Source organism: Mariniluteicoccus endophyticus (genome assembly GCF_054780035.1).
In genome coordinates this window covers 151400-166727 of record NZ_BAAGXC010000001.1, presented here as the reverse complement: position 1 = coordinate 166727, position 15328 = coordinate 151400, and the positions used below count along the sequence as shown (strand labels likewise).

The 15328-nt window shown below is 69.3% G+C and carries 14 protein-coding genes; 12 read left to right on the top strand and 2 right to left on the bottom strand.

Annotation, left to right across the window (positions count from 1 at the left end; all coding sequences use genetic code 11):
- Positions 1–91 precede the first annotated feature (91 nt).
- From tsf to ACYVGD_RS00695, 7 genes are all read left to right on the top strand, one after another.
- Positions 92–904: a translation elongation factor Ts gene (gene tsf / locus ACYVGD_RS00725; protein WP_460741042.1), complete on the top strand. Its 813-nt coding sequence runs from the start codon at positions 92–94 to the stop codon at positions 902–904.
- 142 nt (positions 905–1046) lie between these two features.
- Entirely contained in the window at positions 1047–1757 is a 711-nt protein-coding gene (gene pyrH / locus ACYVGD_RS00720; RefSeq protein ID WP_460741041.1) for a UMP kinase, read from the top strand.
- 82 nt (positions 1758–1839) lie between these two features.
- Positions 1840–2382, top strand: coding sequence for a ribosome recycling factor (gene frr / locus ACYVGD_RS00715; protein ID WP_460741122.1), 543 nt, complete (start codon positions 1840–1842; stop codon positions 2380–2382).
- A 12-nt stretch (positions 2383–2394) separates the two neighbouring features.
- Positions 2395–3276 carry a phosphatidate cytidylyltransferase gene (locus ACYVGD_RS00710; RefSeq protein WP_460741040.1) on the top strand — a complete coding sequence of 294 codons (882 nt, stop codon included), beginning with the start codon at positions 2395–2397 and terminating at the stop codon, positions 3274–3276.
- The gene (gene rlmN / locus ACYVGD_RS00705; RefSeq protein ID WP_460741121.1) at positions 3254–4483 is read left to right on the top strand and encodes a dual-specificity RNA methyltransferase RlmN; all 1230 of its coding nucleotides are present in this window, start codon (positions 3254–3256) and stop codon (positions 4481–4483) included. Before ACYVGD_RS00710 ends, rlmN begins: the two co-directional genes overlap by 23 nt.
- Positions 4484–4525: 42 nt before the next feature.
- On the top strand, positions 4526–5863 hold the full coding sequence (gdhA, locus tag ACYVGD_RS00700; RefSeq protein ID WP_460741039.1) for an NADP-specific glutamate dehydrogenase: 1338 nt from the start codon (positions 4526–4528) through the stop codon (positions 5861–5863).
- A gap of 91 nt (positions 5864–5954) precedes the next feature.
- Complete coding sequence (locus ACYVGD_RS00695; RefSeq protein WP_460741038.1) at positions 5955–7160, top strand: CapA family protein; 1206 nt, start codon at positions 5955–5957, stop codon at positions 7158–7160.
- Between the two features lies 1 nt (position 7161).
- On the opposite strand, the gene ACYVGD_RS00690 is transcribed toward ACYVGD_RS00695, so the two are convergent.
- Together ACYVGD_RS00690 and ACYVGD_RS00685 are read right to left on the bottom strand one after the other, a co-directional pair.
- Complete coding sequence (locus ACYVGD_RS00690) at positions 7162–8241, bottom strand: LOG family protein (protein WP_460741037.1); 1080 nt, start codon at positions 8239–8241, stop codon at positions 7162–7164.
- 82 nt (positions 8242–8323) lie between these two features.
- A complete protein-coding gene (locus ACYVGD_RS00685) occupies positions 8324–9793 on the bottom strand; it encodes a S8 family peptidase (protein WP_460741036.1) in 1470 nt (489 codons plus the stop codon).
- 250 nt (positions 9794–10043) lie between these two features.
- On the opposite strand from ACYVGD_RS00685, the gene ACYVGD_RS00680 reads away from it, so the two are divergent.
- The 5 genes from ACYVGD_RS00680 to ACYVGD_RS00660 all read left to right on the top strand — a co-directional run bounded on the left by ACYVGD_RS00680 (position 10044) and on the right by ACYVGD_RS00660 (position 15275).
- A complete protein-coding gene (locus ACYVGD_RS00680; protein ID WP_460741035.1) occupies positions 10044–10481 on the top strand; it encodes a M23 family metallopeptidase in 438 nt (145 codons plus the stop codon).
- A gap of 208 nt (positions 10482–10689) precedes the next feature.
- Positions 10690–11928, top strand: a complete 1239-nt coding sequence (gene dxr, locus ACYVGD_RS00675) for a 1-deoxy-D-xylulose-5-phosphate reductoisomerase (protein ID WP_460741034.1) — start codon at positions 10690–10692, stop codon at positions 11926–11928.
- 9 nt (positions 11929–11937) lie between these two features.
- The gene (locus tag ACYVGD_RS00670) at positions 11938–13233 is read left to right on the top strand and encodes a M50 family metallopeptidase (RefSeq protein WP_460741033.1); all 1296 of its coding nucleotides are present in this window, start codon (positions 11938–11940) and stop codon (positions 13231–13233) included.
- A 16-nt stretch (positions 13234–13249) separates the two neighbouring features.
- Positions 13250–14392, top strand: coding sequence for a flavodoxin-dependent (E)-4-hydroxy-3-methylbut-2-enyl-diphosphate synthase (gene ispG, locus ACYVGD_RS00665; protein ID WP_460741032.1), 1143 nt, complete (start codon positions 13250–13252; stop codon positions 14390–14392).
- Between the two features lie 19 nt (positions 14393–14411).
- Positions 14412–15275: a GNAT family N-acetyltransferase gene (locus ACYVGD_RS00660; RefSeq protein WP_460741031.1), complete on the top strand. Its 864-nt coding sequence runs from the start codon at positions 14412–14414 to the stop codon at positions 15273–15275.
- Positions 15276–15328 lie beyond the last annotated feature (53 nt).

Here is a 15328-nt window from a genome sequence, read left to right as displayed (position 1 = left end):
CCAGTCCATGCCGCCCGCGGCACAGTCCCTGACCGCTACCGAGATTTCACCGACCTTCTGGCGAAGGCAACACAGACAAGGAACACCACAGATGGCGATCACCGCTGCTGACGTGAAGAAGCTCCGCGACGCGACCGGCGCAGGCATGATGGACGCGAAGAAGGCCCTGACCGAGGCCGACGGCGACTACGACAAGGCTGTCGAGATCCTCCGCGTGAGCGGTCAGGCCAAGGCCGCCAAGCGCGCCGACCGCGAGGCCTCCAACGGCCTCGTCGCCGCCTCGGGCAACGCCCTGATCCAGCTCGCCGCCGAGACCGACTTCGTCGCCAAGAACGCCGAGTTCATGGCGCTGGCCGACGACATCGCCAAGGCCGTCGACTCCGCCAAGGCGCACGGTGTCGAGGCCGCCAACGCGGTCGAGCTCGACGGTGGCAAGACCGTCGCCGAGGCCGTCCACGAGCTGGCCGTCAAGATCGGCGAGAAGCTCGAGCTGAAGGACGCGGCCTGGTTCGAAGGCCCGACCACGCTCTATCTCCACCGCCGCGCCTCCGACCTGCCGCCGCAGGTCGGTGTCCTGGTCGAGGCCGAGGGCGGCGACGAGCAGCTGCTCCATGGGGTCGCGCTCCAGATCGCGTCGATGCGTCCGCAGTACGTTTCCCGCGACGAGGTCCCCGCCGATGTCGTCGAGGGCGAGCGCCGCGTCGCCGAGGCCAAGTCCCGCGAGGAGGGCAAGCCGGAGGCCGCCCTGCCGAAGATCGTCGAGGGTCGCGTCAACGCGTTCTTCAAAGATGTCTGCCTGGTCGACCAGGCCTCGATCACCGACGACAAGAAGTCCATCGGCCAGCAGCTCGAGGCCGCCGGTGCCAAGGTCAAGCGCTTCGCGCGCTTCGAGGCCGGCGCCTGATCGGTCGCCGAACACGTACGCGGGGCGCCGCGGGGAGAGATCCCCGCGGCGCCCTTCGCCGTCGTCGGAAGCGCCGGTTCGCCTATCCCCAGCAGGTGCGGGATGATGGTCTGAGCAACTGAAGCCCCTCGGAAGGAAATCCATGCCGGCGTACAAGCGCGTTCTCCTCAAGCTCTCCGGAGAGGCCTTCGGTGGTGGTCAGATCGGAGTCGACCCCGATGTCGTCGCCTCGATCGCCAGACAGATCGCCGAGGTCGTCAACCAGGGTGTGCAGGTCGCGATCGTCGTCGGCGGCGGCAACTTCTTCCGCGGCGCGGAGCTGCAGCAGCGCGGCATGGAGCGTGACCGCGCCGACTACATGGGCATGCTCGGCACCGTGATGAACTGCTTGGCCCTGCAGGACTTCTGCGAGAAGGCCGGTCTGGACACCCGCGTCCAGACCGCCATCACGATGGGCCAGGTAGCCGAGCCGTACATCCCGCGCCGGGCCGAGCGCCACCTCGAGAAGGGCCGCGTTGTGATCTTTGGCGCGGGCTCGGGCATGCCCTACTTCTCGACCGACACCGTCGCCGCGCAGCGCGCGCTCGAGATCGGCGCCGAGGTGCTGCTGATGGGCAAGCAGGGCACCGACGGTGTCTACGACTCCGATCCGAAGACCAACCCCGAGGCGAAGAAATACGACGACCTGTCCTACGACGAGTTCCTCAACCGTCACCTCAAGGTCGCCGACGCGACAGCCATCTCGATGGCCCGCGACAACGACCTCCCGATGATCTTCTTCTCGCTCGACACCGAGGGCAACATCGGCCGCGTTGTCGCGGGTGAGAAGATCGGTACCACGGTTCACGCCTGACGCACGCAGCACGACCGCCAACCACGCCGCGGGGAGCCCCGCGCAACACCCGGAAGGAACGATCACGTTGATCGCCGACATCATGGCCGAGGCCGAGATGAAGATGGAAGCCGCCGTCGAGCACGCGAAGGAGGAGTTCGCCGCGATCCGCACCGGCCGCGCCCACCCCGGCATGTTCAACAAGATCATGGTCGAGGCGTACGGCCAGTCGATGCCGCTGCAGCAGCTCGCCACCGTCCAGGTCGCCGACGCCCGCATGGTGATGATCCAGCCGTTCGACAAGTCGACGATGGCCGCCATCGAGAAGGGCATCCGCAACGCGGACCTGGGCGTCAACCCCGCCTCCGACGGTCACCAGATCCGCTGCTCCCTGCCCGAGCTCACCGAGGACCGCCGCAAGGAATACACCAAGCTCGCCAAGAACAAGGCCGAGGACGCCCGCATCTCGGTCCGCAATGCCCGCCGCACCGCCAAGGACGCGATGGACAAGCTGGTCAAGGACAAGGAGGTCGGCGAGGACGAGGTGACCCGCGCCGAGAAGCAGCTCGACGCCGCCACCAAGAAGCACACCGACCAGATTGACGACGTCCTCAAGAACAAGGAAGCCGAGCTGCTCGAGGTCTGAGCAGAGGTCCGCATGACCACCGGGACACCGACCCCCACGACGGCGCCCACGCATGGCCGCGCCGGCAGGAACCTGCCGGCGGCCATCGGCGTGGGCGTCGCGCTGGCGGCCGCGCTCGTGGTCACGCTGACCTGGTGGAACCTGGGCTTCGTGCTTCTGGTGGCCGCCGCGCTCGCCGCCGGCTCGGTTGAGCTCCACAAGGCGCTCAAGCGGCTCGAGATGCACGCGGAGATCGTGCCGATCGTCCTGGGCACCATCGCCATCGTCACCGGCTCATACTTCGCCGGCCAGGCCGACCACCGCATCGACATCCCGTCGAACACCCTCATGCTGGGCCTCCTCGGGCTCACCGCGCTCGTGACTCTGATCTGGCGCATGCCACGGGGCGCCGACGGTTTCGTGCGCGACGCGGCCGCCAGCATGCTGATCATCGCCTACCTGCCGATGCTCGGCTCGTTCGTGAGCCTCATGCTGGCGGGGCAGGAGGGCACCATGCGCGTGGTGACCTTCATCGCGGTGGTGTGCATGGGCGACATCGGTGGCTACGTCGCCGGTGTCCTGTTCGGCAAGCACAAGATGGCCCCGCGTATCTCGCCCAAGAAGACCTGGGAGGGTTTCGCCGGCTCGATGCTGTTCGGGATCCTCACCGCCGTCGGGTTCTGCGTCTGGGGGTTCGGCGTCGCGTGGTGGGGCGGGCTGCCGCTCGGCGCCGCGCTCGTCGCCGTCGGCGCCTGCGGCGACCTCATCGAGTCCCTCATCAAGCGCGACATCGGCATCAAGGACATGTCGTCGTTCCTGCCCGGCCACGGCGGGGTGATGGACCGGCTCGACTCCTTGCTCGTGGCCGCTCCCGTCGCCTGGCTCGCCCTCTATCTACTCGTCCCCGGAGGCTGATATCACCGAGAAGATCAAGTTCACCGACAAGCCGCTGCCGCTGGTGTTCGAGGCCCCCCGACGCGGCAAGCCGCCGCGCCACTGGGCGGACCTCGAGCCCGCCGACCGCACCGCCGCCCTCACCGATGCCGGCCTGCCCCCGTTCCGCGCCAAGCAGCTGTCGAAGCACTACTTCGAACGGTTCACCACCGACCCCGTCGATTGGACCGACATCCCGGCGGCCATGCGCGACCAGCTTGCCCAGACGCTGTTCCCGAAGCTGCTCGACCCGGTGCGCACGCTCGCCTGCGACGGGGACACGACGGTCAAGACGCTGTGGCGCCTCCATGACGGTGCGACCGTCGAGTCGGTCATGATGAGGTACGCCCGCCGCGGCGACTCGCCCGACGACCTCGCCGACGACGACGGCAGCACACCCGGAGAGGGGAGGCACATGCGTACGACGATGTGTGTCTCGTCCCAGGCCGGCTGCGGCATGGCGTGCCCGTTCTGCGCCACCGGCCAGGGCGGGTTGCAGCGGAACATGTCCACCGCCGAGATCGTGGAGCAGGTCGTGGCGGGCTTCCGCGCGCTCGCCCGCGGCGAGGTCGGCGGCGGGCCTGGGCGGGTCAACAACATCGTCTTCATGGGCATGGGCGAGCCGATGGCCAACTACTCAGCGGTCATCGGTGCGGTGCGTACGCTGACCGCCCCGCAGCCGGACGGGCTGGGCATCTCCGCCCGTGGCATCACGGTCTCGACCGTCGGTCTGGTGCCCCGCATCAAGCAGCTCGCGACCGAGGGGATACCCGTCACGCTGGCCGTCAGCCTGCACGCCCCCGACGACGAGCTCCGCGACGACCTGGTGCCGATCAACACCCGCTGGAGGGTGGGCGAGGTCCTCGACGCCGCGTGGGAGTATGCAGCGACGACGCGGCGCCGCGTGTCGATCGAATACGCCATGATCCGCGACATCAACGACCAGGCCCACAGGGCGGACCTGCTGGCGCGTGAGCTCAAGAAGCGTGGAGACTGGGGCTGGTTCCACGTGAACCTGATCCCGCTGAACCCTACGCCGGGCTCGATCTGGACGGCCTCGCGTCGTGCCGACGAGCGCGAATTCGTACGCCGCCTCGAGGCCCACGGCGTACCCGTCACCGTGCGCGACACGCGAGGTCAGGAGATCGACGGCGCCTGCGGACAATTGGCCGCCGACGAGCGCGGGTGATCGACTCCGTCCCGAGAAACACAACACCAAGGGGGTTTGGCGATGGACGCCGCTCTGCAGACCACTTTTGACACCGTCGTCAACCGCAACCCCGGGGAGGCCGAGTTCCACCAGGCCGTCCGCGAGGTATTCGAATCGCTCGGCCCCGTGCTCGAGCGCAATCCCCAGTACGTCGACGCCGCCGTGCTCGAGCGCATCTGCGAGCCGGAGCGCCAGATCATCTTCCGTGTGCCGTGGACCGACGATCAGGGCCGCGTCCAGATCAACCGCGGGTTCCGCGTCGAGTTCAACTCGGCGCTCGGCCCCTACAAGGGCGGCCTCCGCTTCCACCCCTCGGTCTACCTGGGCATCGTGAAGTTCCTCGGCTTCGAGCAGATCTTCAAGAATTCGCTGACCGGCATGCCCATCGGCGGTGGCAAGGGCGGCTCCGACTTCGACCCGAAGGGGCGCTCCGACGGGGAGATCATGCGCTTCTGCCAGTCGTTCATGACTGAGCTGTACCGCCATCTTGGCGAATACACCGACGTCCCCGCCGGCGACATCGGCGTGGGTGGTCGTGAGATCGGGTTCCTGTTCGGCCAGTACAAGCGCATCACCAACCGCTACGAGGCGGGTGTGCTGACAGGCAAGGGCCTGACCTGGGGCGGCTCCCTCGTGCGCACGGAGGCCACCGGCTATGGCACCGTCATCTTCGCCAACGAGATGCTGCGTACGCGCCGGGAGGAGCTCGACGGCCGCCGCGTCGTGGTGTCGGGCTCGGGCAACGTCGCCATCTATGCCATCGAGAAGGCCCAGCAGCTCGGCGCAAAGGTCGTCGCCTGCTCCGACTCCCAGGGCTTCGTCGTCGACGAGGACGGCATCGACCTCGAGCTCCTCAAGCAGGTCAAGGAGGTCGAACGGGCACGTCTGAGCGTGTACGCCGAGCGCCGCCCCAACGCGAAGCATGCGACGGAGGGCTCGATCTGGGACGTGCCGTGTGACATCGCGCTGCCGTGCGCGACCCAGAACGAGCTCGACGAGAACCACGCGCGGATGCTGGTGGACAACGGCGTCATAGCCGTGGCCGAGGGGGCGAACATGCCTTGCACGCCGGAGGCGGTCGCCATCCTGCACGAGGCCGACGTCCTGTTCGGCCCGGGCAAGGCCGCCAACGCCGGTGGTGTGGCCACCTCGGCGCTGGAGATGCAGCAGAACGCCTCGCGCGACTCGTGGGCCTTCGAGTTCACCGAGGAGCGCCTGCGCCAGATCATGGTCGACATCCACGATCGCTGCGCGGAGACCGCGGACGTCTACGGCCAGCCGGGCAACTACGTCCTGGGCGCCAACATCGCCGGCTTCACGAAGGTGGCCGACGCCGTCTTGGCGATGGGTGTGATCTGAGCAACACCCCCTGATGGGTGGTCGGTGACCCTGCGTCGAACACAATGCACTGCGGCGGGATCCGTGGAGTCCCGCCGGAGGGGGACTGTTCATGGGCCGAACGAAGCCCGTCGTCGCCGCGCTCGCAGCGGTGCTGGTGGTCGGTGGGTGCGGTACGCCGACCCCCACGCAGGAGGCGGCGCCCCGCTCCACGGGTCGAGCCACGAAGTCGACCGCCCCAGCACCTGTCGCCACGCCGACGCCGACCCCCACGCGGGCTCCGCGTACGGCGTCGGTGGTGATGAACGGTGACCTGCTGTGGCACAACACCCTCTGGTTCGGGGCCAAGGAAGACGCGGCTCGGCAGGGACGCAGGGGCTCCGACGACTACGATTTCACGCCGCTGCTGTCGGGCATCCGGTCGGTGGTGGAGGGCGCGGACCTCGCGATCTGCCACAACGAGGTGCCGGTGTCGAAGCCGGGCGGTAGCTACTCGGGCTATCCGGCGTTCAGCTCGCCCCCGTACACGCTCGACGCGGTGAAGGCCATCGGCTACGACATGTGCACCACGGCCTCCAACCACAGCCTCGACAAGGGATTCGACGGGCTGAAGAACACGCTCGACCAGATGGACGCGCGTGGGCTGAGGCATGCGGGCACTGCGCGGACGAAGGAGGAGGCCGACACGCCCACGGTGTTCACGACCGCGGCCGGCGTGAAGATCGCCGTCATCGAGGGCACCTACGACACCAACGGCATCCCGCGCCCCACCGACAAGAAGTGGTCGGTCCCGACGATCGAGGCGAGCTATCTGCTCGGCCAGGCGAGGAAGGCCCGACAGGGCGGCGCCGACATCGTGATGGTCGCCGTCCACGGCGGTGAGGAATACCAGAACGCGCCCAACGAGCAGCAGAGGTCGCTGGCCGAGAAGCTCACCGCCTCACCCGACGTGGACCTCGTCTACGGCCACCACGTGCACGTCGTGCAGCCCATCACCAAGGTCAACGGCAAGTGGGTGGTCTATGGCCTGGGCAACCTCGTCGCCCAGCACAAGACCGATGTGCCGATGGGCTACGAGGGCATCACGACGCGCTTCGTGTTCGCCGAAAAGCCGACCGGCGGCTTCGAGGTGAAGGAGGCCGAGTGGTATCCGACGCTGGTCACCCACTACAGCACCGGGTCGCCGGCTCGCGTGGGCTTCGTCAATGAGCAGCTTGCCGCGGGCAAGGGGGACACCGCCCGTCTGAAACAGGCGAAGTCACGCACCGAGAAGATCATCACGATGCTCGGTCTCGCCGACGGGCTGGTGCAGAAGTAGGTCAGCGGGCCAGCAGGTCGGCCACCTCGTCGAGGGAATCGACGAGGTGGACGTGCTGCTCGACCGGCCTGCCGGCGGCGAGCGCCCGGACCAGTGGCCACGCCGGCAGCTTCTGTGTCCAGTGGTCGTGGCCCACCAGCACAAGCGGGACGATCGTGGCCGGGTCGCTCGCATAGTAGTTCGGGGTCATCGCCTGGAACACCTCCTGAACGGTCCCGGCGGCGCCCTCGAGGTAGACGATGCCGGCCCCGCAGCGCTGCAGCAGCACGTCCTCGCGCAGGGCGTTCGCGAAGTACTTGGCGATGTGGGTGCCGAACACGTTGGGCGGCTCGTGGCCGTAGAACCAGGTCGGCACGGCCAGCGACACCGGCGCGTGGTCGTCGGGCCAGCGCCGGCGCACGTCGAAGGCGGCACCGGCCCACGCCCCGATGTCGGGGCGGAACGACGGCACGCGGGCCAGAATCTCCAGCGCCTCGTCCAGGCCATCGCGACCGGCGAACCACGAACCCAGGTTCGCGGCCTCCATCGCACCCGGACCCCCGCCGGTGAGGATCGTCAGGCCCTCGGCGGCGAGGCGCTGGGCGAGGCGGGCGGCGTTCGCGTACGCGGGGGTGTCGCGAGCCATCGCGTGGCCGCCCATGATCCCGACGACCCGGCCGTGGTCGACGTCGACCTCGTCGAGGGCATCGCTGATCGCGTGGTCGTGCAGGGCGGTGGCGAGGCTGGCGGCCGCACCCGGCGTACGCCCCTGTGCGCGGGTCCACGCATACACGCGCGCGTCGAGCGAGCGCTCGTAGGGGAACGCGTCGTAGAGCTCGTCGGCGGTGTAGATGTGGCCGCGGTAGGGGTCGAACGGCACGTCGGGGATCCGGGGGAACAGCAGCGCGCCGCGGTCGGCCAGCGTCTCCGCCACCCCCGGGGCGAGGTCGCAGCCCAGGAACGCCGCGCCGGCGACGTCGAGGTCGGCCAGCTCGGTCGTGCGCTCGGTGAGGTCGATCGACTGGACGAACCAGCCGTGCATCGACCGCGCCGTGGCGGTGTGGCGGTCGAATGCCGCGAGGGTCTCGATCTCGAGGGTCATGGGACCCATTCAAGCGCAGGGGCCCGCCGACGGCGACGGCCCCGGGCCGGAGCCCGGGGCCGTCGCGGCGAACGGTGTCAGGTCATCGGGTGACGGCGTCGAGGGCGTCGATCATGCCCTCGCCGTAGAACCCGTTGTTGGTGACCGGGCCGGTGCACTGCTGGTCGGCGGTCGGGTAGGCCGTCGGGCAGGCGTGGTCGTCCGCCTGCTTCTTGATCATGTCGATCAGCTGGGCCGGGGTGGCGTCCGGGTGGGTCGACTTGAGCAGCGCGAGCACGCCGGCGGCGTGCGGCGAGGCCATCGACGTGCCCGACTTCGGGCCGTACTTGCCGCCGGGGAGGGTCGACAGGATCGCGCGGCCGGGGGCGCCGACGTCGATGACGCCCTCGCCGTAGTTGGAGAAGGGAGCCTTCTCGCCGAACTTGTCGATCGCCGACACCGTCAGGACGCCCGGCAGCTCGGCGGGGATGTCATGACAGGTGCTGTTGATCTGGCGCTCGACGGGCGTGGAGTCGTTGGGCGACCCCTCGTCGGTCGTCTTGTTGGCCAGGTCGTAGTAGTTGTTGCCCGCGGCGGCGGCGTGCACGACGCCCTTGCCGGTCGAGTACGCCACGGCACGGCGCACGGCCTCCTTGGCCGGGGCCTGATCGGCCTGGTCGCCGCACCAGAACTCGAACGGGTCGACGAAGTAGGAGTTGTTCGTCACATCCATGTTCTTCTCGGCCGCCTGGACGAAGCCGCAGATGGCGTACTCGGGGTAGATGAAGCCATCGTCACTGACGACCTTCACCGATGCCATGCGGACGTTCGGGGCGACGCCGACCATCCCGACGCCGTTGCGGGCGGCGGCGATCGTGCCGGCCACGTGGGTGCCGTGGTCGGAGGTGGTGGGCTCCCAGCCCTTGGCCGACGGCTGGCCGGCACCGGTGCAGTTGACCGAGGCGGCGACATCGATGTTCGGCTTGAGGTCGGGGTGCTCGGGGTCGATGCCCGAGTCGAGGACACCGACGAGGACATTGCGCGAGCCGTCGGTGATCTTGTGGGCCTGGTCGGCCTTGATCATCGTCATGTCCCATTGCTCGGTTTCCATGGGGTCGCCGGCGGCCGCGGGCGAGGCGGCGCCTTCGGCGTCGCCGTTGAGCATCTCGGCCTTCTTCTTGTAGCCCGACGCGCCACCCTTGTGGCCGTTCGACTGGCCGGGGGTGCCCTCGACGACCGGGGTGGTACGCGTGGGGCCGGCCGACTCGACGGCCTTCTGGGCGCGGACCTTCTTGAGGAAGTCGGCCTTGGTCGAGTGGGCGATGACTACGCCGATCTGCGGCCACGACTGGACGACGGCGCCGCCGGACTTCGTGATGGCTCGCTCGGCGAGCCGCACCTGGCCCGGGTTGGCCTTGGTGTTGACGACGTAGCTCATGAGGCGGCCGTCGGACATGTCGACCGGGACCGGGGTGGAGGCGTTGGGGGAGGCGTTGGCGGCGACGGCCGGCAGCACCATCACGGCGGCAGCGGCGGCGACGACGCCGGCACGGCGCAGGTTGTTGAACTTCATCGATCTCCTCGTCGGTGAGGGGCGCCCGACGATGGCTGGGCACCTCACATGGTGGGTGCACAGTAGCCATGCGCGGTGGCCGGGCGGAAGCGTCGACACGCGTTCAATTTTTCAAGTTCGAGACTCGTCCGGTGGGCACGTACGCTCCTGGGCATGAGGTACGCGGGTCTGGTCCTGGTCGCGGTGCTGCCGCTGTGTGCCTGCGGCGGCGTGCCCGCGGTGGCGGTTCTTCGCCCGCGAGCAGCGGCCGGTGACCTCGCCCTGGTACGACGGGGCCTACCGCACGATGATTGATTTCGGCTGCTCGAGCGCGCCGTACTACGCGCCGGACGCGCGATGTCCCGGACGGCAGGGCTTCCATCACGGCGTCGACGTGGCGATGCCCTGCGGTGTCCCGCTCAGGGCAGGGGTCGAGGGGACCGTGGTCCTGGGCGGCCTGGGGTCGGCGTACGGCTCGAAGGCCTTCCGCATCCGCACCGGTGACCGGGACGTCGTGCTCGGCCACGTCGAGAAGGTCCTCGTGCGCGACGGCCAGCGCGTGCGGGTGGGCGACGCCGTCGCCCACAACGGGGACCTCGGCGCGCCCGACGGGTGCCACCTCCACCTCGAGGTACGCCCCCGCGGCGAATCGGTCTCGTCGGCCGTGGATCCCATGCCCATTGCTCGTCTGGTTCCCGCGGGAACCTGACCGGCCCGCGCGGCCTCGCCGCGGCGTAGCGTGGGACGACGGGAGCTGGGGAGCCCGCGTCCTGCCAGGTCTTCGAGCGCCACGTGCAGACCACGTCCGTCGTCCACCTGGGGGCCGTCGCAGGTCTTCCGCTGGGAACGCCAGGGCTGCGGCTGCAGCCGGGCGCGCACGTTCGCCCCAACCGGCCCGGCCCTGAGAGGATGGTCGGGTGCGAGACATCGTGATCCTTGGCAGCACCGGCTCCATCGGCACCCAGGCCCTCGAGGTGACCGCCGCGCGGCCCGACGACTTCCGCGTGGTCGCGCTCGCCGCGGGCGGTGGGAACATCCCGCTGCTGGCCCGGCAGGTGCTCGACATCCAGCCGGCCGTCGTCGCGGTCTCGCGCCCGACCGTCGTCCAGGACCTGCAGCTGGCCCTGTACGCCGAGGCCAAGGAACGCGGCTGGAACGCCGGCGAGGTCACCCTCCCGAAGATTCTCGCCGGGCCCGACGCGGCGGCCGAGGTCGCAGCGATGGACTGCGACGTCGTGCTCAACGGCATCACCGGCGCCGCGGGCCTCGAGGCCACCATGGCCACGCTCGCCGCCGGCACCACGCTGGCGCTGGCCAACAAGGAGTCGCTCGTCATCGGCGGACGCCTGGTCACCGAGGCCGCGGCCGAGGGCCAGGTCGTGGCGGTCGACTCGGAGCACTCGGCGATCGCCCAATGCCTGCGCGCCGGCCGCCGAGATGAGGTGCGCCGCGTGATCCTCACCGCCTCGGGCGGCCCGTTCCGCGGCATGACGCGCGACCAACTGGTCGACAAGCGCCCCGAGGACGCGATGAAGCACCCGACGTGGGACATGGGCCGGGTCATCACCATCAACTCCGCGACGCTGGTCAACAAGGGCCTCGAGCTGCTGGAGGCGGGCCTGCTCTACGACATCGACCTCGACGACATCGTGCCCGTGGTCCACCCGCAGTCGGTCATCCACTCGATGGTCGAGTTCCACGACGGGTCGACCATCGCCCAGGCGTCGCCGCCCGACATGAAGCTGCCGATCGCGCTCGGCCTGACCTGGCCCGACCGCGTGCGCAACGCCGCGTACCCCTGCGACTGGACGAAGGCGGCGACCTGGACCTTCGAGCCGCTCGACGACGAGACCTTCCCGGCCGTGGCGCTGGCCCGCCGCGTCGGCAAGCTCGGCGGAACCGCCCCGGCCGTCTACAACGCCGCCAACGAGGCCTGCGTCGACGCCTTCTGCGCCGGCACCATCGGCTTCCTCGACATCGTCGACACCATCGCCCGCGTCGTCGACGAGCACGAAGCGAACGCGTCGGGCGCTACCACCGGCGACGTAGGATCGGTCCTGGTCGGGCCCGACGCCGTCACGATGGACGACGTGCTGGCCGCCGACCGCTGGGCGCGTACGCGTGCCGCCCAGCTCGCCTCGACGCCGCAGGAGTAGCCGCACCGCATGGACACCGTCATCTACTTGACCGGCGCCATCCTCTTCTTCGCGCTCATCATGGCCTCGATCGCGCTCCACGAGATCGGCCACATGGTCCCGGCGAAGCTGTTCGACGTGAAGGTCACGCAGTACTTCGTGGGCTTCGGCCGGACGATCCGCTCGTGGCGCCGCGGCGAGACCGAGTACGGCTTCAAGTGGATCCCGCTGGGCGGCTACGTGAAGCTCGTCGGCATGTATCCGCCCGACAAGCAGGGCCACGTCAAGTCCGGCTCGTCCAACGTCTTGGCGTCGATGATCGACGCCTCTCGCGAGGCCGAGTGGGAGGACATCCGGCCCGAGGACGACGGGCGGCTGTTCTACCAGAAGAAGACCTGGCAGAAGCTCATCATCATGGCCGGCGGCCCGGTGATGAACCTCGTCCTGGCGTTCTTCATCATGTGGGGTGTCACCAGCATCCACGGCGTGTGGCGACCCCAGCCGGTCGTCGCCCAGGTGCAGGAGTGCATGGTCCCCGCCGACCGCAACGAGAAGACGTGCCAGCCCACCGACCCGAAGACGCCGGCGTTCCAGGCCGGCCTGCAGCCGGGCGACCGCGTCGTGGCGTTCAACGGCCAGCAGGTCACCGACTGGGCCCAGATGCAGACGATCATCCGCGCCAACCTCGACGCCGAAGCCCGCATGGTGGTCGAGCGCGGCGGCCAGCGGGTCGAGCTGCCCGTGGTGAAGACCGTCATCACCGGCGTCGCCGACAAGCTCGACCCGAGCAAGCGCGTCCAGGCCGGCTTCCTCGGCATGACACCGACGACCGAGAAGGTCCACGGCGGGCCGGTGTCGACGCTGAAGGACATGGGCGCGATGACCGAGCAGTCGTTGTACGCCCTGGCGCGGTTCCCCGTGAAGGTCTACAACGTCGCGGCTGACCTGGTCAGCGGCAAGCCGCGCGACCCGTACGGCCCCATGTCGATCGTCGGCGCGAGCCGTGCGGCCGGCGAGATCTCGTCGACCGACCAGATCACCGCTGCCGACAAGGTCGCCACGTTCATGAGCCTGCTCGGGGGTGTGAACCTGTTCGTGGCCCTGTTCAACTTCGTGCCACTGCTGCCGCTCGACGGCGGTCACATCGCCGGCGCGATCTCCGAGTGGTTGCGTCGCGTGGGGGCGAAGGTGTTCGGCAGGCCAGACCCGGGCCCCCTCGACACCGCGAAGATGCTGCCCATCGCCTATGTTGTGTTTGCGTTCGTCACCCTGTCGGGTGTCGTCCTGATCCTGGCCGACCTCATCGACCCGGTGAAGCTGTTCTGAGAGAGGAAAGAGCCACATGACCGACCTGGGAATGCCCGAGGCACCCGCACCCGTCCTGGCCCCGCGCCGCAAGACGCGCCAGATCCGCGTGGGTGACGTCCTCGTTGGCGGCGACGCCCCGATCTCGGTGCAGTCGATGACGACGACGCAGACGACCGACATCAACTCCACGCTGCAGCAGATCGCCCAGCTCACCGCCGCCGGCTGCGACATCGTCCGCGTGGCGTGCCCGAGCCAGGACGACGCCGAGGCGCTGCCCGCCATCGCGAAGAAGTCGCAGATCCCGGTGATCGCCGACATCCACTTCCAGCCGAAGTACGTCTTCGCCGCCATCGACGCCGGCTGTGCGGCCGTGCGCGTCAACCCCGGCAACATCAAGGCGTTCGACGACAAGGTCGGCGAGATCGCCAAGGCGGCCAAGGACGCCGGGGTGTCGCTGCGCATCGGCGTCAACGCCGGCTCGCTCGACAAGCGCCTGCTCGAGAAATACGGCAAGGCCACGCCCGAGGCGCTCGTCGAGTCGGCCGTGTGGGAGGCCTCCCTGTTCGAGGAGCACGACTTCCACGACTTCAAGATCTCGGTCAAGCACAACGATCCGGTCGTCATGGTGCGCGCCTACCAGCTCCTCGCCGAGCGTGGCGACTGGCCGCTCCACCTCGGCGTGACCGAGGCCGGTCCTGCGTTCCAGGGCACCATCAAGTCGGCGACGGCCTTCGGCGCGCTGCTGAGCCAGGGCATCGGTGACACCATCCGCGTGTCGCTGTCGGCCGACCCCGTCGAGGAGGTCAAGGTCGGCACGAAGATCCTCGAGTCGCTGAACCTCAAGCCCCGCAAGCTTGAGATCGTCTCGTGCCCGTCGTGCGGTCGCGCCCAGGTCGACGTCTACACGCTGGCCGAGAAGGTGACCGCCGGTCTCGAGGGGCTGACGGTCCCGCTCCGCGTCGCCGTCATGGGCTGCGTCGTCAACGGCCCCGGCGAGGCCCGCGAGGCCGACCTCGGCGTCGCCTCCGGCAACGGCAAGGGCCAGATCTTCGTCAAGGGCGAGGTCATCAAGACCGTGCCCGAGGCCGACATAGTCGAGACGCTCATCGAGGAGGCCATGAGGATCGCCGAGACGATGCCCGAGTCCGGCGAGCCCGAGGTCTCGGTCACGGCCTGAGCGCCGGATCGAGCCCACGATGGCCCTGCTGGGGCGACGCACCCGCGTACGCCAGCTCGACGAGCAGGACCGCGACGCGGTCCTGGAGATGCTCATGGGCGACCCCGTCGCCAATGTGTTCGTGGCCTCACGCGTGCTGCAGCACGGCGTGTCGAGGTGGCGGCTCGGCTGTCCCATCTGGGGCTTCTTCCGCGGCCGCGAGCTGGAGTCGATCTGCCATGCCGGCGCGAACATGGTGCCGGTCAACGCCCATGCCGAGGCCCTCGCCGCGTTCGTTGACAAGGCCGAGGGCGTACGCCGCTGCGGCTCGATCGTGGGGGAGTCGTCCCAGGCGCTCGAGCTGTTCCGCCTGCTGGGGGATCGCTGGGGGGCGACGTTCTCCCGGGCGCGCGAGGTGCGCGCCAGCCAGCCCGTCATGGCGATCGAGGGCCCGCCGGCGGTCGCACCCGACCCCCGCGTACGCCGAATCGACCGCTCGCTGCTGGAGCCCTACTTCGTGGCGGCGGTGAAGATGTACGAGGAGGAGGTCGGGGTCAGCCCGTGCCCGAACGGGGACGAGTCCCACTACCGCGCCTACGTCGCCCGCCTCATCGACGACGGCCACGCGTACGGGATCGTCTCCGACGACGGCCGGCGGGTGCTCTACAAGAGCGACATCGGTTCCTGCGGCCTGGGCGTGGGCCAGGTGCAGGGCGTGTGGCTCGACCCGGAGTTGCGCGGGCAGGGGCTGGCTGCGCCGGCTATGGCGGCGGTGGTCGAGCTGGTCCGCGAGGAGTTCGGGACCGTCTCCCTCTACGTCAACGACTTCAACACCCGCGCCCACGCGACCTATCGACGCATCGGGATGGCCGAGGTCGGCGAGTTCGCGACCATCCTCTACTGAGGCCCTCGAGGCGGAGCGCAGCCACTCGCTAGGCTTTCGCGTACGCCGATCCC